Annotated in this window: 14 protein-coding genes and 1 pseudogene; 12 read left to right on the plus strand and 3 right to left on the minus strand. The window is 61.1% G+C overall.

Annotated elements, in window-relative coordinates; translation table 11 throughout:
* Positions 1-303 precede the first annotated feature (303 nt).
* The 3 genes from frc to B0G82_RS30150 all read left to right on the plus strand — a co-directional run bounded on the left by frc (position 304) and on the right by B0G82_RS30150 (position 3,375).
* The gene (frc, locus tag B0G82_RS30140; RefSeq protein ID WP_106282483.1) at positions 304-1,551 is read left to right on the plus strand and encodes a formyl-CoA transferase; all 1,248 of its coding nucleotides are present in this window, start codon (positions 304-306) and stop codon (positions 1,549-1,551) included.
* A 29-nt stretch (positions 1,552-1,580) separates the two neighbouring features.
* Positions 1,581-2,399, plus strand: a complete 819-nt coding sequence (locus tag B0G82_RS30145; protein ID WP_116147765.1) for a fumarylacetoacetate hydrolase family protein — start codon at positions 1,581-1,583, stop codon at positions 2,397-2,399.
* Between the two features lie 64 nt (positions 2,400-2,463).
* Positions 2,464-3,375, plus strand: coding sequence for an NAD(P)(+) transhydrogenase (Re/Si-specific) subunit beta (locus B0G82_RS30150; protein WP_116147767.1), 912 nt, complete (start codon positions 2,464-2,466; stop codon positions 3,373-3,375).
* A 62-nt stretch (positions 3,376-3,437) separates the two neighbouring features.
* On the opposite strand, the gene B0G82_RS30155 is transcribed toward B0G82_RS30150, so the two are convergent.
* Together B0G82_RS30155 and B0G82_RS30160 are read right to left on the minus strand one after the other, a co-directional pair.
* On the minus strand, positions 3,438-3,743 hold the full coding sequence (locus tag B0G82_RS30155) for a hypothetical protein (protein ID WP_121310000.1): 306 nt from the start codon (positions 3,741-3,743) through the stop codon (positions 3,438-3,440).
* 96 nt (positions 3,744-3,839) lie between these two features.
* The gene (locus B0G82_RS30160; protein WP_012427868.1) at positions 3,840-4,787 is read right to left on the minus strand and encodes a LysR family transcriptional regulator; all 948 of its coding nucleotides are present in this window, start codon (positions 4,785-4,787) and stop codon (positions 3,840-3,842) included.
* 406 nt (positions 4,788-5,193) lie between these two features.
* On the opposite strand from B0G82_RS30160, the gene oxlT reads away from it, so the two are divergent.
* The 3 genes from oxlT (at position 5,194) to B0G82_RS30175 (ending at position 9,055) form a co-directional block, all read left to right on the plus strand.
* Positions 5,194-6,537 carry an oxalate/formate MFS antiporter gene (gene oxlT, locus B0G82_RS30165; protein WP_116147771.1) on the plus strand — a complete coding sequence of 448 codons (1,344 nt, stop codon included), beginning with the start codon at positions 5,194-5,196 and terminating at the stop codon, positions 6,535-6,537.
* Positions 6,538-6,566: 29 nt separating this feature from the next.
* Complete coding sequence (locus B0G82_RS30170; RefSeq protein WP_121310001.1) at positions 6,567-7,538, plus strand: LysR family transcriptional regulator; 972 nt, start codon at positions 6,567-6,569, stop codon at positions 7,536-7,538.
* Between the two features lie 65 nt (positions 7,539-7,603).
* A complete protein-coding gene (locus B0G82_RS30175; RefSeq protein ID WP_116122034.1) occupies positions 7,604-9,055 on the plus strand; it encodes an aldehyde dehydrogenase family protein in 1,452 nt (483 codons plus the stop codon).
* A 107-nt stretch (positions 9,056-9,162) separates the two neighbouring features.
* Here the strand turns inward: B0G82_RS30175 and B0G82_RS30180 are convergent, their stop codons facing one another.
* The gene (locus B0G82_RS30180) at positions 9,163-10,140 is read right to left on the minus strand and encodes a 2-dehydropantoate 2-reductase (protein ID WP_116122033.1); all 978 of its coding nucleotides are present in this window, start codon (positions 10,138-10,140) and stop codon (positions 9,163-9,165) included.
* Between the two features lie 443 nt (positions 10,141-10,583).
* Here B0G82_RS30180 and B0G82_RS30185 point away from each other — a divergent pair, with 443 nt between their 5' ends.
* The 6 genes and pseudogenes from B0G82_RS30185 to wecC all read left to right on the plus strand — a co-directional run bounded on the left by B0G82_RS30185 (position 10,584) and on the right by wecC (position 18,525).
* Positions 10,584-11,999 (plus strand): undecaprenyl-phosphate glucose phosphotransferase, encoded by a 1,416-nt coding sequence (locus B0G82_RS30185; RefSeq protein WP_121310002.1) that lies wholly within the window; start codon positions 10,584-10,586, stop codon positions 11,997-11,999.
* 200 nt (positions 12,000-12,199) lie between these two features.
* A complete protein-coding gene (locus tag B0G82_RS30190; RefSeq protein WP_121310003.1) occupies positions 12,200-13,354 on the plus strand; it encodes a polysaccharide biosynthesis/export family protein in 1,155 nt (384 codons plus the stop codon).
* An 11-nt stretch (positions 13,355-13,365) separates the two neighbouring features.
* The gene (locus B0G82_RS30195; RefSeq protein WP_241975028.1) at positions 13,366-13,788 is read left to right on the plus strand and encodes a low molecular weight phosphotyrosine protein phosphatase; all 423 of its coding nucleotides are present in this window, start codon (positions 13,366-13,368) and stop codon (positions 13,786-13,788) included.
* A gap of 3 nt (positions 13,789-13,791) precedes the next feature.
* Complete coding sequence (locus tag B0G82_RS30200; RefSeq protein WP_121310005.1) at positions 13,792-16,002, plus strand: polysaccharide biosynthesis tyrosine autokinase; 2,211 nt, start codon at positions 13,792-13,794, stop codon at positions 16,000-16,002.
* A gap of 95 nt (positions 16,003-16,097) precedes the next feature.
* A pseudogene (gene wecB / locus B0G82_RS30205) lies at positions 16,098-17,246 on the plus strand (UDP-N-acetylglucosamine 2-epimerase (non-hydrolyzing)).
* A 34-nt stretch (positions 17,247-17,280) separates the two neighbouring features.
* Positions 17,281-18,525 carry a UDP-N-acetyl-D-mannosamine dehydrogenase gene (gene wecC / locus B0G82_RS30210; protein ID WP_116147786.1) on the plus strand — a complete coding sequence of 415 codons (1,245 nt, stop codon included), beginning with the start codon at positions 17,281-17,283 and terminating at the stop codon, positions 18,523-18,525.
* The last annotated feature ends 1 nt before the right edge of the window (position 18,526 follow it).

An 18,526-nucleotide genomic window follows, 5' to 3' on the forward strand; every position in this document is an offset into this window, starting at 1 on the left:
CAGGCGGCGCGTGGCTTCCCGGCCAATGCGGGATAAACCTCGCTTGACGGTCTGAAAAATATGGTATGTGATATATCAAAAGATGCGGACCGCAAGCCGATGCCGATGCCGGTGTCTCGCTCGCATCAAGCGACAGCGCCAACGTTTTTTGCCGCGAAGACAAGCCGCATACATAGTCAGCGCCGCGGAGAACGCACCGAAATTGCCAGGAAGTTACAAGTAGACGCCCTTTCAACAACTACGTTGCTCAGGACCAGAGTAAGGCGCTGATGCGCAAGCCTTGGTCGACACAGGAGACAGGACATGAGCAAAGCACTCGACGGTGTGCGCATTCTCGACTTCACGCATGTGCAATCCGGGCCTACCTGCACGCAACTGCTTGCATGGTTCGGCGCGGATGTCATCAAGGTGGAGCGGGCGGGCGCGGGCGATATCACGCGCGAGCAGCTGCGCGATATTCCCGATGTGGACAGCCTCTACTTTACGATGCTTAACCACAACAAACGCTCCGTCACGATCGATACGAAGAATCCTGAAGGCAAGCAGGTGCTCGAGGCGCTGATCCAGAAATGCGACGTGCTGGTCGAGAACTTCGCGCCAGGCGCGCTGGACCGCATGGGCTTCACGTGGGAGCGGATTCAGGAACTGAATCCGCGCATGATCGTCGCGTCGGTAAAAGGCTTCGGTCCTGGGCCGTACGAGGACTGCAAGGTCTACGAGAACGTCGCGCAATGCGCGGGCGGCGCGGCCTCGACCACCGGCTTCGACGACGGCCCGCCGGTCGTGACGGGCGCGCAGATCGGCGACAGCGGCACCGGCTTGCATCTGGCGCTCGGTATCGTCACGGCGCTTTATCAGCGCACACACAGCGGACGCGGTCAGCGCGTACTCGCCGCGATGCAGGACGGCGTGCTCAACCTGTGCCGCGTGAAACTGCGCGACCAGCAGCGGCTCGAACGTACCGGCGTGATGAAAGAGTATCCGCAGTATCCGAACGGAGAGTTCGGCGAAGCGGTGCCGCGTGCGGGCAATGCGTCGGGCGGCGGTCAGCCGGGCTGGATCCTGAAGTGCAAGGGCTGGGAGACCGACCCGAACGCGTATATCTACTTCATCACGCAGGCGCCGGTTTGGGCGAAGATCTGCAATGTGATCGGCAAGGAAGAGTGGGCCACGGATCCCAACTATGCAACGCCCGCCGCGCGTCTGCCGCATCTTAAGGATATCTTCGCCGAGATCGAACGCTGGACCATGACGAAGACCAAGTTCGAGGCCATGCAGATTCTGAACAAGTACGACATTCCGTGCGGACCGATTCTGTCGATGAAGGAAATCGCCGAAGAACCGTCGTTGCGCAAAACCGGCACGATTGTCGAAGTGGATCATCCGACTCGCGGCAAGTATCTGACGGTTGGCAATCCTATCAAACTGTCCGACAGCCCGACCGAGGTCACGCGCTCACCGTTGCTGGGTGAACATACCGACGAAGTCATGGCCGAACTCGGCTATTCGCCCGAGCAGGTCAGTGCGCTGCGCACCGCCGGCGCGATCTAGGCCCGATCCACGTAAACAGGGAGCGACGTATGGATACATGGATGCGGTTCATGTCGAGCGACGGCGGCGTCGTGTTCGGCCGTGTGGAGGGTGGCTATCTGCACGAGTATGAAGGTCTGGAGCACCCGGTGCCGACTGGCGCGGTGCTGTCGACGCGCGCACTGACGCCGCTCGCGCCGTGCGCGCCCGGCAAGATCGTCGCGCTGTGGAACAACTTTCACGCGCTGGCGGCGAAGCTCGACAAACCGGTGCCGGCGCACCCGCTTTTCTTGTTGAAGCCCGCGGGTTCGGTGATCGGTTCAGGTGAGCCGATCAGGCGGCCGCTCAGCTATGCCGGCAAGATCGCCTATGAAGGCGAGCTCGGCATTGTGATCGGACGGCGCTGCCGCGATGCGAGTGTCGAAGAGGCGGCCGAAGCGATTTTCGGCTACACGCTCGTGAATGACGTCACCGCGGCCGATCTGTTGAACGAGAATCCGCACTTTCCGCAATGGTGCCGGGCGAAGGGCTTCGATACGTTCTGCTGTGTCGGCCCGGCGATCGTCTCCGGTTTCGACTGGCAGCAGGCACATCTCATCACAATGCTCGATGGCGTGGAGCGGCAGAACTATCCGCTCGCCGACATGGTTTTCTCGCCCGCCGAGCAGGTGAGTCTGATCTCGCAGGATCTCACGCTCGAGCCGGGCGATGTGATCGCGTGCGGCACGTCGGTCGGCGTCGGTTCGATCAAGGATGGCGCGACAGTAACGGTCACGGTCGACGGGATCGGCACGCTGAGCAACACCTTGAGCGCCGTGCGCGCGGGCGCCGCCGCAGGCGCGGAGCCGGCCGTGGCAGGCGCTGTCTGAACGCTTGACCGATTGCGCGATCCGTTGGGATCGCGCCCATGCATTCCGGTACGAAGGAGCACGCATGCCGCTAGCGTATGACAGTACCGTCTGGTGTTCGCTGGCCCTGGTGTTTGCTTCGGTGTTGGCCGTTGCGCTTGCCGCTGTCGGGCAACTGCCGCTCGAACGGCGACCGAAGCGCCGTCCTGACTGGCATGCGGGCGCATTGGCCGCCGCGCTCGCCGGTCTTTTCGCAGCCGGCATAGGCGCGAGCGACGGCGTGGTCGGCGCAGCCGTGGCGGGCGCGGTGCTCGGCGCGTGGCTGGTGCGTCGGCGCAACTTGACGCGGCGCCCGCGCCTCGTTGCGCTGTTGGCCAGCAGTATGGGGCTCGCTGTGATGTCGGGCGGCTTCGCGCGTTATCTGTCGTCGGCGGCGCAGGCGAATGTCGAGCGCGTCGAGCTCTGTGTCGCCGTGTTCATCGGCGCACTGATCTTCGCCACGTCGGCCATCGCGTTCTGCAAACTGCGCGGCGCACTGCAACTCAGCGTGGTGGCGCGTCCGGGGCACGGCATCGTCAACCTGTTTGCGCTGTTACTATGCGGCTGGCTTGGCTACGGATTCGTGACCGAACCGGCGCAGCCATTCGGACTCGCCGCGCTCCTCGCGATGAGCGCGCTGGCTTGTGCGATGGGCGTACATTTGATGCTCAGCCGCGAGTACTCCGACAGCCACGAGCATGGTCACGATTCGAGCACACTCGCCTTTGCCGCGCGCTGTCATAGCCTGACGATGGGCAAGCATGGGCTGTTCGCACGAATCGAATGGCGCGGCGGGGAAGAGCAGAGCTGGATGCTGCGCGACATAACGACATACTGCGTACGCACGGCGGCCTACCCGTATCGTCGAAACGGCAGCAATGGTGTGAGTGCCCAGGTGCGGCAACGTGCGTGCGACCGCCGCCGGCCGGCTCGCGCTGCGACACGGCGAATGCCATGAATGCTCACACCTTCAGGTGGGCGGGTGTGTCGCGTCGCGGCACCGTGATCCCGCGAACACCCTCACTCGGCCGCCGACGCGAACTCGCTGAAGTACTGCGCCTTCTTGTGCAGAATCATTTGAGCGAGAAAGTCGGCGTCGTACGCGCTATGCAAATGGGCGTGAAAGCGCTCGATGTAGGCAGTGATCTGCGCCGCCTCGCTATTGAATTCCCTGAGGACGTCGAGGGTGGCGCGGTCCCAGCGGAAGCGCAGGCCGAGGTCGCTGAAGGCGGCGTTGTACGCGCTCAGGTGGGCGTCGTCGGGATGGTTCGCGGCAACACGGGCAGTGTGTGCGCTGGGATGAGACTCAACCAAAGCGTGATTCATGACCGGACTCCTGGGCAGACGAGTGATGGAACTCGCTTGCAGCATAGAAGTCCTGATGAATCTGCAATAGTTAAAGTTTCATTGGATCTTCATAGCCTACTGCTTATACACGCTCAATTCCTTGACGCGCGTGATCTTCTCGATCAGATTCGCGCCTTCCTCCATCAGGAAGCGTTTGAAGGCGACTGCCACCGGCGGCAGTCGCTTGTTCTTTCGATGCACCACGTACCAGTTGAGCATGACCGGAAAGCTCTCGACATCGAGTACGACAAGGTGACCGAGCTGCAATTCGAGGCTGATGGTATGCGCGGACAGAAAGGCGATACCCATGCCCGCGATCACGGCCTGCTTGATCGTTTCGGTGCTTTTGATCTCCATGGCGATCTTGAGGTTGGCAAGCCGCCCGGCGAAGCCTTCTTCCATCGAATTCCACGTGTCCGAGCCACGCTCACGCACGATAAACGCTTCGTTCGCCAACTGGCTGAACTTGATGTTGCGCTTATTGGCGAGCGGATGCGTGGGCGCCGCCACGATCACATACGGGTGCGGCGCAAACGGCTCGTTGGTCGCGTCGGTCTCGTGGGGCGGACGCACCATCACCGCCAGATCGGTCTGGTTGGTAGCGAGTTGATGCAGCAGTTCCTCGCGATTGTGCACGGCGAGGTTGAGCACGACGCCCGAGTAACGGCGCGTGAATTCAGCCAGCAGCCGCGGAAAGAAGTAGTCGCCGGCACTGATCACCGCGACATTCAGCTTGCCGCCGGAGACGCCTTTGAGCTGACTCATCGCTTCGTCGACTTCGTGGAACTGCTGGATGATCGCGCGGCTGTAGTGAAGCATTTCGGTGCCGGCCGGCGTCAGATAGATTTTTTTGCCGAGTTGTTCGAACAGCGGCAGCCCTGCGTGTTCTTCGAGTTGCCGGACCTGAGTGGAAACGGCCGGCTGGGTGAGGTGCAATTCCTCGGCGGCGCGCGAGAAGCTCAGATGGCGCGCCACCGTTTCGAAAACCTTCAGTTGCCGCAGAGTCGCATTCCGCATCGTCATGACCGATGTATAAGCAAATGTGAATCAACATAATAACAAACTTTAATTATTAGTAATTCAGCAATGACCCTAGCATGGCTCTGTATAAGAAAGCGGAATTGCCGCCGGAGCGCGTGGCGAAAAACTCGGGTTAACGCTTGGATGCGAGCCCTGATGGGCGAAACAACCGGCGCCTCGCGGTTAAAGGCATTAATTGATCGGAATAAAGAAATTCCCACAAAGAGATGATTTAAGTCGATCTATTTTTAAAGCAGCGAATTAAAGACGCAAATATCAGATATTCCCGAAGAGCGCGGCTTTTTCGGGTCATAACATAAGGTGGGACGCATACAGTACGGCGCGTTGCAGGGCGATTTCCTGCGGGACGCCAGCCGGCTGCACCAGACAAATAGTGGAGACAAAGCGAATGGACGATATCAGTCAGCAGACTACGAGCCGCGCATTTTGGGGCAACCGTTGGTGGCAACTCGTCATCGGCATGGTGTGCATGGCTCTGGTGGCCAATCTTCAATACGCGTGGACGTTGTTCGTCACGCCGATGAACGCGCGGCATCACTGGGGCGAAGCGTCCATTCAACTTGCGTTCGCGATTTTCATTCTCACTGAAACGTGGCTCGTGCCGCTCGAAGGCTGGCTCGTCGACAGGTTCGGACCGCGGCCCGTAGTCGCGGGCGGCGCGATTTGCGCGGGCGTTGCGTGGGTGATGAACTCGTACATCACGACCCTGCCGATGCTGTACGTCTCCGCGGTCATCGCCGGTATCGGTGCGGGCGGCGTGTACGGCACGTGCGTGGGCAACGCGTTGAAATGGTTTCCCGACAAGCGCGGACTCGCAGCGGGTCTCACCGCTGCGGGCTTCGGCGCGGGCGCTGCGGTGACGGTGATTCCAATTGCCAACATGATCACGCGTTCGGGTTATGAGCATACGTTCTTCTTCTTCGGAATCCTGCAAGGCGGGTGCATTCTGGCGCTTGCGCTGCTGTTGAAGAAGCCGAACTTGCGCTCGCAAGCCGCACCGAAGAGGAAGTTCGCCGTGTCGAAGGTCGATTTCACCCCGGGGCAGATGATCAAGACGCCGGTGTTCTGGGTGATCTACGTGTCGTTCGTCGCCGTGGCCGCGGGCGGTTTGATGGCGACCGCGCAGATCGGTCCGATCGCGAAAGACTGGGGTCTCGCACGCATCCCGATGACGCTCTTCGGCATGACCTTGCCGCTGCTGACCGCCACGCTTTCCATCGACAACGTCTGCAACGGTTTTACGCGTCCGCTGTGCGGCTTCATCTCCGACAAACTCGGCCGTGAAAACACGATGTTCGTGATCTTTATTGGCGAAGGCCTGGCGTTGCTCGGTCTGATGCAATACGGCACTAACCCGTACGCGTTCATGACGTTCGCCGCATTGATCTTCCTGTTCTGGGGCGAAATCTTCTCGATCTTCCCGGCGATCTGTGCCGATACCTTCGGCAGCAAATATGCCGCGGCCAACGCCGGCACCTTGTACACCGCCAAGGGTACGGCTTCGTTGCTGGTACCGATCGCGTCGGTGTTGTCGGCGACGGGCGGATGGAATCTCGTGTTCATCGTCTCCGCCGTCGTGACGATCGTCGCGGGCATTTCCGCGAAGTTCATACTCGCGCCGATGCGCTCGCGCTGGATCGAAACGCACAATGAGCCGCAAGGTGTGCTGGCCGTTGCCGGCAACGGCAAGGCTTCGCGCTTGAGCCATTGGCCTGAGCAGACAGGAGAATAGGTGAATGGCCCACACCCGGCAGTGACGTCATGAATGTTTCGTTGCAGCAACTCAAGGTATTTGTCGCCGTCGCGCGTGAGCGGAGTTTTACGCGCGCGGCGCGTGAGTTCGACTTGACACAGTCGGCGGTGAGTCGTTGCGTGCGCGAACTCGAAGAAGCCGTGGAATTAAAGCTGTTCGACCGTACCACGCGCCAGGTCGAACTGACGCACGCAGGGGCGAGCCTCGAGCGAAGAATTGGCCGCCTGCTCGATGAAATTGAACTCACGCTGCGCGAAGAGCGGGCGGCTTACGACGGTCACACCGGCGTGGTGGTGCTCGCCAGCAATCCGGTGTTGTCGTCGAGTTGGGTGGCGCAGGGACTCGCGCGCTGCGCGGCGGCTTTTCCTGAGCTAGCTGTCTCCGTCAGGGATCAGCCTCAAAGCGGCGTGCTCGCGAGCGTCGAACAGGGCGAGGTGGACTTCGGTGTGGTCTCGATGGCCGAGCCGCTTGCCGGCGACCTGTTGCACGCGCAACTGGTTTTCACGACACCGCTCCATGCGGTGATGCCGCCTGCGCATCCGCTTGCGCGCCACGCGAGTGTTGCATGGAGCGAGTTGCACGAATGGGCGCTCATCACGCTGAACGCAGACACAGGTGTGCGTGGGGCGCTCGAACTCGCCTTCAACGCGAACGGCGTTAAACGACGGCCGGTGCAGGAACTCGGACATGTCGCGGCGGTGCTGCGCATGGTTGAGCTCGGCCTCGGCGTCGGCATATTGCCAATCGACACGCATTGGCCAGCAATAGGCGCCTCATTGGTCAGCCGGCCACTCGCACCCGCGATGAATCTGGCGACACTGCTCGTGCATCGCCGCAACCGTTCCCTCCGACCCAACGCCGCAGCAGCCTGGGCGCAATTCTCCACTCCTTCACAGACCACCGACGTGTCGCCGTCCGCTTCGCAGATGCAGACGAAGCCGACCGTTGCGCGCGACGGCGCCGTCCTCCACGAGCCCTAGCGTCTTTCAATCGAAGCGGCTCGCACGCACTCAGCCCACGCAACATCCAAGCAAGGAGCTTCATGATGGAAACTGAAACCGACCTCAGGCGCCATGATCTGCTGATCGACGGCAAGCGCTTGCCGCCCGGCACCGGCGAATATTCCGTCGACATCAACCCCGCCACCGAAGAGCCGATCGCGCTGGTTGCGCAAGGCAGCGCCGCCGACGTGGACACCGCCGTGCGCGCCGCGCGCGCTGCGTTGAAAGTATGGAACGGTATTCGGACCGCTGAGCGGGCCCGCATTCTGATGCGCCTCGCCGGCCTGATGCGCGCGAATCTCGAGGAACTCGCCGCGCTCGAAAGCCTCGACGCCGGCAAACCGATCGCGGCGGTGATGCGCCAGGATATTCCGGCCGCGATCGATACGCTCGAATACTACGCAGGCTGGTGCGACAAGATCAACGGTCAGGTCGTGCCTGTGCGCCCCGATGCGTTGACTTACACGTTGCGTGAACCGGTCGGTGTGGTCGCCGCGATCGTGCCGTGGAATTTCCCGCTGATGATCGGCATGTGGAAGATCGCGCCGGCGCTCGCGTGCGGTTGCACGCTGATCGTCAAGCCCGCGGAGATTACGCCGCTGACCGCGCTGCGCATCGGCGAACTCGCGCTTGAAGCGGGTGTGCCGCCGGGCGTGCTGAATATCGTCACGGGCAAAGGGCGGGTGGTCGGCGACGCACTGGTCGCGCATCCCGGCGTCGACAAGGTGACGTTTACGGGCTCGCCCTCGGTGGGGCGCGGTATTCTGCAAGGCGCCGCCGGCAATTTCAAGCGCGTCACGCTAGAGCTCGGCGGCAAATCGGCCAACCTGATTTTCCCGGATGCCAATCTCGACAACGCGGTGCGCGCCGCGGCGTCGGGCATCTTCTTCAATACCGGCCAGGTGTGTTCGGCGGGGTCGCGCATTCTCGCCCATCGCGATGTGTACGACGAAGTGGTCGAGCGCCTCGCCGCGCGCGCGAAGTCGATCAAGGTCGGCGATCCGTCGTCGCGCGAAACGTCGATGGGGCCGCTCATCTCCGCCGCGCAGATGAAGACGGTGCTGGGCTACGTCGAAACGGGTCGTTCAGAGGGCGCGTCGCTCGTCACGGGTGGCGCGCGCGTGGGCGAGCGCGGCTTCTTTGTCGAGCCGACTGTGTTTGCCAACGTCGAGCATGAAATGCGCATTTCGCAGGAGGAAATATTTGGGCCTGTGGCGAGCGTGATTCGCTTCAACGACGAAGCCGACGCGATCAGGATCGCAAACGGCACGCTGTATAGCCTCGCGGCGGGCGTGTGGAGCGCGGACATCGGCCGGGTGCATCGGGTTGCACGGGATCTGAGGGCGGGGACCGTGTGGATCAACACATACGGATATACCGATGTGCGCCTGCCGTGGGGAGGATCAGGCGACTCGGGGTTTGGCCGCGAACACGGTGACGTCGCGATCGAGAACTTCACCGAGCCCAAGGCTGTGTGGCTCGCTATCGATCAGTAGCGTAAAAAAAGGATCGAACGCGTTATGGCGTTCGATCCTTTTATGTTTGCCTTTGCCGATAGGCGGGAGAGCGAACGAATTTCTGATCGCGCGCTCTCTATCGAGTCTCAATCTCCTTGCAACGCCATCCGTTCACGCAGTTTAATGAGCGCCAGCACGACATCGATAGTCGGCGTCGGCTCGGCGACGAGGCGGCCCATTTCTTGCACGACGGTCAACAGCGGATCGATCTCCATCGGGCGGCGATTCTCCAGATCGACCAGCGTCGATGTCTTGTGGGCGCCGACCGCGCCCGCGCCATCAATACGCTTTTCCACGTCGACGCGAAAGTGCACGCCGAATTGATCCGCAATGCGCTTGGCCTCCAGCATCATCGTGCGCGATACCGCGCGTGTGCCTGGGTCGCTGGTGAGCACGTCGAGCGTGGCGTGCGTCAATGCGCTGATCGGGTTGAAGCACAGGTTGCCCCATAGCTTGAGCCAGATTTCGTCGCGGATATTGTCGCGGATCGGCGCCTCGAAACCCGCTGCCTGCATGATCTCGTGCAACTGTTGAATGCGCGGCGTGCGTTCTCCGCTCGGCTCGCCGATCGGGAATTTCTTGCCGTACACGTGCTTGATGACGCCGGGTTCGACGATTTCGGCAGCCGGGTAGAGCACGCAGCCGATTGCCCGTTCGGGGCCGAGCTTGGTCCATTGACTGCCGTCCGGGTCGACGCTGGTGAGACGCGTGCCGGCGAAGCGTCCGCCGTGCTGATAGAAGTACCAATACGGAATGCCGTTGACGCCCGTGACGATGGCCGTGTGCTTGCCGAGTAGCGGCTGCATTGCATCGACTACGCCGGGCAGCGAATGCGCCTTGAGCGTAATGATCACGAAGTCCTGCACGCCGAGTTCGCGCGGGTCGGACGTGCAGCGCACCGGTGCGCTGAACGTCTCGCCGTCCATGATCAGACGCGCACCGTGCTCGCGCATTGCCGCGAGATGCGGACCGCGCGCGACGAAACTCACATCCGCACCGGCGCGTGCGAGTTGCACACCCATCAAGCCGCCGATTGCTCCCGCTCCGAAGACACAGATCTTCATGATGCCGCTCCTCTGACGATGAATAGTCGCTTGCCCGATGCCGTGTCTTGCCGTGCACGGTTGCAGGTCATTGTTCGAGCATACGGGGGCGGGACGATTGCGGATAGTTAAAGTTTGTGGAGAGGTGCATTAGGGATCGGTTATGGGTGGCGCGGCACCCGAAAAAACGTAGGACAGGACCGGACCGAATCGGAAGGCAAGGGGAGATGGCGGACGAATGCCGCGAACGATTCGGAAATCTCTTAAGCCTCTCCAATCTTCGTGGGCGCAGAATGCGGCCTCTATGAGAAGTTGCGCATGCACGTGGCATCGCGAAAGAAATTTTGAGAGTGGTGCCATGAAGTCAAAGCTTGATGTGAGTTATCCCGTTGTGTTCTTGCGTGTGACGTCTGTGCGGGAGTCGCGCGGTGTCGGATCGGCGGCTCCGCGCTAGGCCCGGTCTCATGCACACGGTGATTCGTAAAACCGCTGGCCGGGATTTGGCGGAGATGGAAAGCGTGCTGGCGCGCCTGCTAGATGCGACGTTGATCGCGTTGTCGGCGGCGCTCGCCTCGCTGCTGTTCATGCCTCGCTCAGGGTATTCGATTCTCGAAGGCGCCTTCGTCGCTCTCGATATTGCGTTCGCTGTTTTGCTGCTGCCCTGGTTCGGCGTGTATGGCTCATGGCGTGGCCGCTCGAAATGGCGGCTGAGCGTCAAACTGGTGCTCGGCTGGATCGCCGTGCAAGCCTGCGGGCTCGCGATGTTGTTCCTGCTTCATCGCGCTGCGTCGGTGTCCCGGCTTTGGTGCGTGAGTTGGACCGTGATCGCCGCTGCGGCGCTGGTCGCTTCGCGGTGGGTGGTGCATGCGGTACTCGGCCGGATGAGACGTGGCGGCCGGAATCTGCGAATGGTTGCTGTGGTTGGCGCCGGCGCGCATCGCGACGCTGTGATCGCCAACATCATGAGTTCACCGGATGCGGGCTTCCGGGCGGTTGCCACGTTCAACACGCGACAGGATAGTGAGTCCGGGTTTGACGGCTTGCCGTCGTTCGAGCGGCTGCGCGAATTCGCGGACTGGGTGCGCCGTGAACAGATCGAAGAGGTGTGGATCGCACTGCCGATGTCCGAAGAAGACACCGTGCTGAAGGTACTCGACGAATTCAGTGGTGACCTTGTTAATTTGCGCTTCATTCCTGATGTGCGCAGTCTTGCGATGTTCGATCGAAACGTGGTCGACCTGATCGGCGCGCCGGCGATCAATCTGATGGCCTCGCCGATGACACCGTACGCGCTGGTTCAGAAAGCGGCTTTCGACCGGTTGTTCGCGAGTGTGGCGCTGCTGGCTTTGTTGCCGGTGATGTTGTCGATTGCGGTTGCCGTCAAGGCGACTTCGAAGGGACCGGTGTTGTTTACCCAGCGGCGTAAGGGTGCGGACGGACGCGTCTTTCGCATTTACAAGTTTCGTTCGATGCGCGAGCACTCGGCGCAGCCAGGTGTGGTTCTGCAGGCCACGCGAGGAGACACGCGGGTGACTCGTGTCGGCGCGTTCTTACGTCGCACGAGCCTTGATGAGTTGCCGCAGTTTCTGAATGTGTTGCGTGGGGAAATGTCGGTGGTTGGGCCGCGGCCGCATGCGATCGAACACGATGATCAGTATCGGGGAATTGTCGATGGGTATATCCATCGCTACCGGATTAAGCCTGGTATTACCGGGTGGGCGCAGGTGAATGGCTTTCGCGGTGAGACGGATCGGGTCGAGAAGATGCAGGCGCGAGTTGAGCACGATTTGTATTACTTGCGGAACTGGTCGTTTGGGTTGGATATGCGGATTGTGCTGGCGACGGTGGTGAGAGGGTTGTTGCATCGGAATGCGTATTGAAATGCGGTTTCGCGATGTGACGCCGGCGAGTTTTTGTGAGGCAATACTCTGCATAGAAAGGCAGAGATCGCCACGAGTTATGGATTACATCTGCCCGATGTTGGGTGGCGAGAGCGTTGCCTCGGCACGCTGGTTTGAATAGGTTGAACACGATGTTAGCGGTATTTCTGGCCAGACCCGCCTTCAGGCTTGGGGTCGTGATGACGGCGGTAAGTTTGTTGGCGAGTGCGTGCTCGGTGGCGCCGGGGATGAGGATGGACACGTCTCAGCCGCAGGATCACTCGGGTACGTATGCCACTTTTGGCACGGCTGGGGAAGCCGGCATTGGTGCGCCGGGCGAAAAGGCGAGTGCAACGAGTGGTACGCCAGACATCGCGATAACGGAACTCGACGCTGCGCTGATTTCGCAGCTCGCACAAAGCCGCAAACAGCGGCAGCTTGAAGTTTCGCAATTACTCTCTGGAGCGCCCCAGGCCTACACGGTCGGTTCCGGTGACGTGCTGCAGATCGTCGTTTGGGATCATCCGGAATTCGCTGCGGCACTCGGCTCTTCGCAAACCCAATCGTCGGCGAGGCCGGGAGATCCGCTTGCGGGATTTGTCGTCGACCAGAACGGTGCACTCACATTTCCCTATGCGGGAACGCTGCATGTTGCGGGCCTGCGCGCCGAAGAGATTCAGCAGCGGCTAAGCAGTGCGCTTGCCAGGTACTTCGTCAAGCCGCAGGTGACAGTGCGGATGGCTTCCTACCGCGCGCATGAAGTTTACGTCGACGGGGAAGTGCATAGCCCGGGCGTGCTGGCGGTCAACGATGTGCCAATGACGCTTTACGAAGCTGTCAGCCGCGCCGGTGGGTTCAGTGAGGCGGCCGATCAGAGCGACCTCGTTCTGGTGCGCGGTGATCGCTCTTATCGCGTGAATCTGACGCAAATGCTCGCTCAGGGATTGAGCCCGTCGCGCCTCTTTCTGCAGGCGGGTGATCTGCTGCGTGTCGTTTCGCGCGATGAGAACGACGTGTATGTGATGGGTGAAGTCAACAAACCGGTTTCGGCGATTCCACGCCGAACGGGTCGCATGACGTTGGCCGATGCACTTTCGCAGGCCGGCAGTGTGAACGCTTCGACCGCCGATGCCGCGCAGATGTTCGTGATCCGCGGCTCACTGACCGGGACGCCGCAGGTGTTTCACCTCGACGCGCATTCACCGGTCGCGATGCTGCTTGCGAAGGATTTCGAATTGCAACCGAAGGACGTGGTGTACGTGGATGGTAGCGGTCTTGTTCGCTTCAATCGCGTGTTGAGTCTGTTGATGCCGTTGATTAACACGGGTCTGACAGCGGGAGTCATTGCGAAATGACCGGGGTTTTGATGGTGTGTGAGGGGAACGTTTGCCGCAGTCCGGTTGCGCGGGCCGTTCTTGAACGGGCGCTGCCTGCTGTCTCAGTGAGTTCCGCGGGTACGCGAGCCCTCGTTGGCAGGCACGCGGATCCACTCGCGGTTCAGGTTGCATGCCAGCGCGGCGTGGACATCAGCGGTCATGTAGCCGAGGCGCTTAGCAACGAACACGTGCGCGCGGCGGATGTCGTGCTGGCCATGACGAATTCCCAGCGCACGTTGATTCTCGATCGTTTTCCTTCTGCAAGAGGAAAGGTCTTTCGTCTGGGCGAACATGAGCAGCTCGATATTGTGGATCCTTATCAACGGCATCGTGTCATTTTTGAACTGGCCTTCGCGCAAATCGAGCACAGCGTACTGAAATGGTGCGACGACATTATCAGACTGACGCACTAAATCATGAAATTACTTGATCGGGAACGCTCGGCCGACACGCTGGGCGAAAAGGAAATAACGCTATCCGAAGTTTTCGCATTGCTGAGCGAGAATCGGCTCTTGATCGTGTTGACCACGGCGGTAATGCTGTTTCTCGGCATTACCTATGCTTTTTTCGGCACGCCTCTGTACAAAGCCGATGTAATGATTCAGGTCGACAGCGACCCCGGCAGCGATACGCTCAACGACAAGCTAGGCGACCTCGCGTCGCTGTTCCAGAGCAAGGCCTCGACCGACGCGGAAATCGAACTGATCCGTTCGCGAATGGTGGTCGAAGAAGCTGTCCGGAGTTTGCATCTCGATGTCAATGCCACGCCGCATCGATTTCCGCTGATCGGCGCGCTGATTGCACGGCAGGCTCCCGCCGGCAGTCCGGCGAGTCCCTTCCTCGGAATGAGCAGTTTCGCCTGGGGCGGAGAGGCTTTGGGCGTGACCCAATTCGACGTCCCAGCTGCGCTCTACGATCAGCGTTTCAAATTGATGGTCGGCGCGGATCAGGGGTTCGAACTGCGCGATGCGGATGGGCATATGGTGCTACGCGGCCGCGTGGGCATCGCGGAGCAGGGCGTCACCCGTTTCGGGCCGGTGCAGTTGAGAGTGGACCGCATGGTCGCGCGCGCTGGCACGTCGTTCAATCTGTCGAGGGCCTCGACGCAACTGACGACAGCGGATCTGCGGACCGCACTCGACATTAGCGAGAAGGCCAAACAGTCGGGTATCGTCGCCGTCTCGCTCGAAGGCGGGGATGCTGCAAGGATCGCCGCAACCGTGAATCGCGTGGCGAGCATTTATGTTCAGCGAAATGTAGACCGGAAGTCCGCGCAAGCACAGCAGATGCTGCAGTTCCTCGCCGACCAGCTTCCCCAACTGCGCGCGGATCTGGACGAGGCCGAGGCCAAATATAACGCGTTTCGCGCGCAGAACGGCACTGTTGATCTGGAAGCAGAGGGCAAGCTTCTGCTGCAATCAATCGTCGATAGCAAAACCAAACTGGTCGAGTTGCAGCAGCAACGCTCCGCGCTCGCGCAGCGTTACACGGCGGAACATCCATCCGTGCAGGCGATCGACGCCCAGATCGGTGAGTTGCAGGAACAGCAACGCTCGTTCAACGAGAAAGTCGCCGCTTTGCCGAGCACGCAGCAACAGGCGCTGCGCCTCATGCGCGACGTGCGGGTCGACACCGACCTTTACACCAAGCTGCTGGATAGCACGCAGCAGTTGCGTGTGCTGAAGGCGGGGCAACTCGGCAACGTCCACACGGTCGACTACGCAGAGGTGGCCGAAAAACCGGTCAAACCGAAGAAAGCGCTGGTGATCGCGCTGTCGGGCCTGATCGGTGTACTGCTCGGATGCGCTATCGCATTCGTGCGTAGTACCTTGAATCGCGGACTCGAGACGCCGTCGGAAATCGAAGGCGCGGTCGGCGTGCCGGTGTACGCGATCGTGTCTCGAAGCGCGCGGCAGCGGACGTTGCATCCGTCGGCTCGCGGCGGCCGCTCGGAATTGAACGTGCTCGCGGCGGCGCAACCCGATGACGTGGCAGTGGAAGGCATCCGTAGCTTGAGAACGGCGTTGCAGTTCGGTTTGCTCAATTCGCACAACAACATCGTGATGTTGACGGGGCCACGGCCCGACGTCGGTAAGTCGTTTCTCTCGGTGAATCTGGCAGCGGTGCTATCGGCTGGCGGCAAACGCGTGTTGTTAGTCGACTCGGACATGCGCCGAGGCGACGTGCACAGATACTTTTCGCTCCCGAGCAAACCCGGCTTGTCAGACGTGATCGGCGGAGTCGAGCCGTCAAGCGCGGTGCACTACCAGGTCCTGCCCAACCTCGACGTACTAATGAGTGGCAGCGTTGCATCGAGTCCGGCCGAAATGCTCATGAGTGAGTCATTCGGCAAATTGTTAGCACAGTTCAGTAAACAGTACGACGTGGTCATCGTTGATTCGCCGCCGGTATTGGCCGTTACCGACCCGGTACTGATCGGCAAGCACGCGGGCCTGACGTTGCTCGTCGTTCGTCACGGACGGCACTCTGCGGCCGAGCTCCAGGAGAGCGTGCGTCAGCTTAGCAACGGCGGCCATACCGTCGACGGCGTTCTGCTGAACGACGTTCCGCAGCGGGCCAGTGCGTACGGCGCGTTCTCCGAATACGGGGCCGAAAAATCCGCATAGACGGATTGCAGCATCTAGTCACGGCGCCACGCGGCGTCTTCCACGATAGTCGTGTCGCGGCGCTTCCAGGTGCGCGACCAGTCAACCACTCGCCAATGAACAAGAGGATTCTGCTTACCTTCGGAACCCGTCCTGAGGCCATCAAGATGGCGCCTCTCGTGAGGCAACTCAAGAACGCCGAGGGAATTGACTGCTTCGTCTGCGTAACCGGCCAGCATCGCGAGATGCTCGATCAGGTATTGAACCTGTTCCAGATCCGTCCTCATTTCGACTTGAATGTGATGAAGCGGAACTAGGATCTCTATGACGTGACGAGTTCCATCCTGCTCGGCATGCGGGATGTGCTGAAGGACTGCCGCCCGGACCTGATGCTGGTGCATGGCGATACGTCCACAACCTTCTCCGCCAGCCTCGCGGCGTTTTACCCGCGCGTGCCCGTCGGCCATGTGGAAGCGGGCCTGCGAACGGGTGAGCTTCTGTCTCCGTGGCCGGAGGAGGCGAATCGTCGGCTGACCAGCGTGCTTGCCGCGATGCACTTCGCGCCGACCGAGCGCGCCCGACAGAATTTGCTAGCGGAGAACGTGCCGGACGAACGCATCGTGGTGACGGGCAATACGGTGATCGACGCGCTCCTGCACGTGCGGCAGCAACTGGCAAGCGATACGCGGCTACGCGACGAAGCGCAGCGACACCTCCCGTTGCTGACGCCAGGGCGGCGCCTGATTCTGGTGACGGGACACCGGCGCGAGAGTTTCGGCGGCGGTTTCGAGCGTATCTGCACGGCGCTGGCTCGGATCGCGAATTCGTATCCCGACGTGGACATCGTGTACCCGGTTCACCTCAACCCGGATGTACGCGAGCCGGTGAACCGGATTCTCCGCGGCATTGCCAATGTTCATCTGATCGAACCGCTCGACTATTTGACGTTCGTTTGTCTGATGGACCGTGCCTATCTGATCCTGACCGACTCCGGTGGGACTCAGGAAGAGGCACCTTCGCTCGGCAAGCCGGTGCTGGTGATGCGCGAAACCACCGAGCGTCAGGAGGCCGTCGACGCGGGCGTAGTGAAACTGGTCGGCACCGACGTGCAGAAAATCATCCAGACCGTATCGCAGCTGCTGTGCGACGAAACCGTCTACCAGGCGATGAGCGTACGCGGCAACCCCTATGGCGACGGCCATGCTTGCGCTCGCATTGCGAGCGCGCTACTTGAAAAACGTTTCGGTCCGGCTCTGGCGGTCTGAGCGAACATACCCTGCTTACGGATATAGAAAAGAAATGGATTTTGAAACTGTTTCGGTGGTCGGCCTCGGCTACATTGGGCTTCCTACTGCAGCCGTGTTTGCGGCACGCCGCAAACGTGTCATTGGCGTGGACGTCAGTCAGCATGCGGTCGACACCATCAACCGTGGCGCCATTCATATTGTCGAGCCCGAGCTCGATATGCTGGTGCACGCGGCAGTCACGCAAGGCTATCTGCGCGCGACCATCACGCCGGAGCCTGCGGACGCGTTTCTGATCGCTGTGCCGACGCCTTTCTCCGACGGCTACAAGCCGGACCTCCGCTTCATCGAAGCAGCGAGCCAGGCGATCGCGCCGGTGCTCAAGAAGGGCGACCTTGTCGTCCTCGAATCGACTTCACCGGTTGGGACAACTGAGCAGATGGCAGCTTGGATGGCACAACTCCGTCCCGATCTCTCCTTCCCGCAAGAGGCGGGCGAGCAGTCGGACATCCGCATCGCTCATTGTCCTGAACGCGTGCTGCCTGGCCACGTGATTCGCGAGCTGGTCGAGAACGACCGCGTAATCGGCGGCATGACGCCGCGCTGTAGCGAGCTGGCGCGTGAGCTCTATCAAAGCTTCGTGCAAGGCGACTGTATCCTGACGGATGCCCGCACTGCCGAGATGTGCAAGCTGACGGAGAACTCATTCCGCGACGTCAACATTGCCTTTGCGAACGAACTTTCGATCATCTGCGACAAGCTCGATATCAACGTATGGGAGTTGATCCGTCTTGCGAACCGCCATCCGCGGGTGAGCATCCTGCAGCCGGGGCCGGGAGTGGGGGGCCACTGCATCGCCGTCGATCCGTGGTTCATCGTGGACTCTGCGCCGGACGAGGCGCGCCTGATCCGCACCGCGCGAACGGTCAACGACGCAAAGCCGGGCTATGTAATAGAGCGCGTGGAACGCGCGGCGCGGCGCTTCAAGGATCCGGTGATTGCGTGTCTCGGGCTGGCGTTCAAAGCGAATATTGACGATCTGCGCGAAAGCCCGGCCGTCGAAATCGCCGACGAACTAGCGGAGCGATTCGCCGGCCAGGTGGTCGTCGTCGAACCGAATGTGAGAACGTTGCCGGCATCGCTCGATGGCAAGGTTCGCCTCTGTGAATTGAACGAAGCGCTGCTGGAGGCGGACATTATTGTCATTCTGGTCGACCATGCGCAGTTTCGGCGTGTGGATCCCGTCCGCTTTCAGGCGAAGGTGGTGATCGACACGCGTGGGGTGCTGGCGCATGCGTGAT

It is taken from the genome of Paraburkholderia sp. BL17N1, from assembly GCF_003634175.1.
In the GTDB taxonomy this organism is placed as follows: Bacteria; Pseudomonadota; Gammaproteobacteria; order Burkholderiales; family Burkholderiaceae; genus Paraburkholderia.

Excerpts from the sequence above, each read along its gene's own strand:
- B0G82_RS30175 (WP_116122034.1), top strand. The coding sequence starts at position 7,604 with ATGGAAACTGAAACCGACCTCAGGCGCCATGATCTGCTGATCGACGGC.
- B0G82_RS30155 (WP_121310000.1), bottom strand. The coding sequence starts at position 3,743 with ATGAATCACGCTTTGGTTGAGTCTCATCCCAGCGCACACACTGCCCGT.
- B0G82_RS30170 (WP_121310001.1), top strand. The coding sequence starts at position 6,567 with ATGAATGTTTCGTTGCAGCAACTCAAGGTATTTGTCGCCGTCGCGCGT.
- B0G82_RS30195 (WP_241975028.1), top strand. The coding sequence starts at position 13,366 with ATGGTGTGTGAGGGGAACGTTTGCCGCAGTCCGGTTGCGCGGGCCGTT.
- B0G82_RS30150 (WP_116147767.1), top strand. The coding sequence starts at position 2,464 with ATGCCGCTAGCGTATGACAGTACCGTCTGGTGTTCGCTGGCCCTGGTG.
- frc (WP_106282483.1), top strand. The coding sequence starts at position 304 with ATGAGCAAAGCACTCGACGGTGTGCGCATTCTCGACTTCACGCATGTG.
- B0G82_RS30190 (WP_121310003.1), top strand. The coding sequence starts at position 12,200 with ATGACGGCGGTAAGTTTGTTGGCGAGTGCGTGCTCGGTGGCGCCGGGG.
- B0G82_RS30160 (WP_012427868.1), bottom strand. The coding sequence starts at position 4,787 with ATGACGATGCGGAATGCGACTCTGCGGCAACTGAAGGTTTTCGAAACG.
- oxlT (WP_116147771.1), top strand. The coding sequence starts at position 5,194 with ATGGACGATATCAGTCAGCAGACTACGAGCCGCGCATTTTGGGGCAAC.
- wecC (WP_116147786.1), top strand. The coding sequence starts at position 17,281 with ATGGATTTTGAAACTGTTTCGGTGGTCGGCCTCGGCTACATTGGGCTT.
- B0G82_RS30145 (WP_116147765.1), top strand. The coding sequence starts at position 1,581 with ATGGATACATGGATGCGGTTCATGTCGAGCGACGGCGGCGTCGTGTTC.
- B0G82_RS30180 (WP_116122033.1), bottom strand. The coding sequence starts at position 10,140 with ATGAAGATCTGTGTCTTCGGAGCGGGAGCAATCGGCGGCTTGATGGGT.
- B0G82_RS30185 (WP_121310002.1), top strand. The coding sequence starts at position 10,584 with ATGCACACGGTGATTCGTAAAACCGCTGGCCGGGATTTGGCGGAGATG.
- B0G82_RS30200 (WP_121310005.1), top strand. The coding sequence starts at position 13,792 with ATGAAATTACTTGATCGGGAACGCTCGGCCGACACGCTGGGCGAAAAG.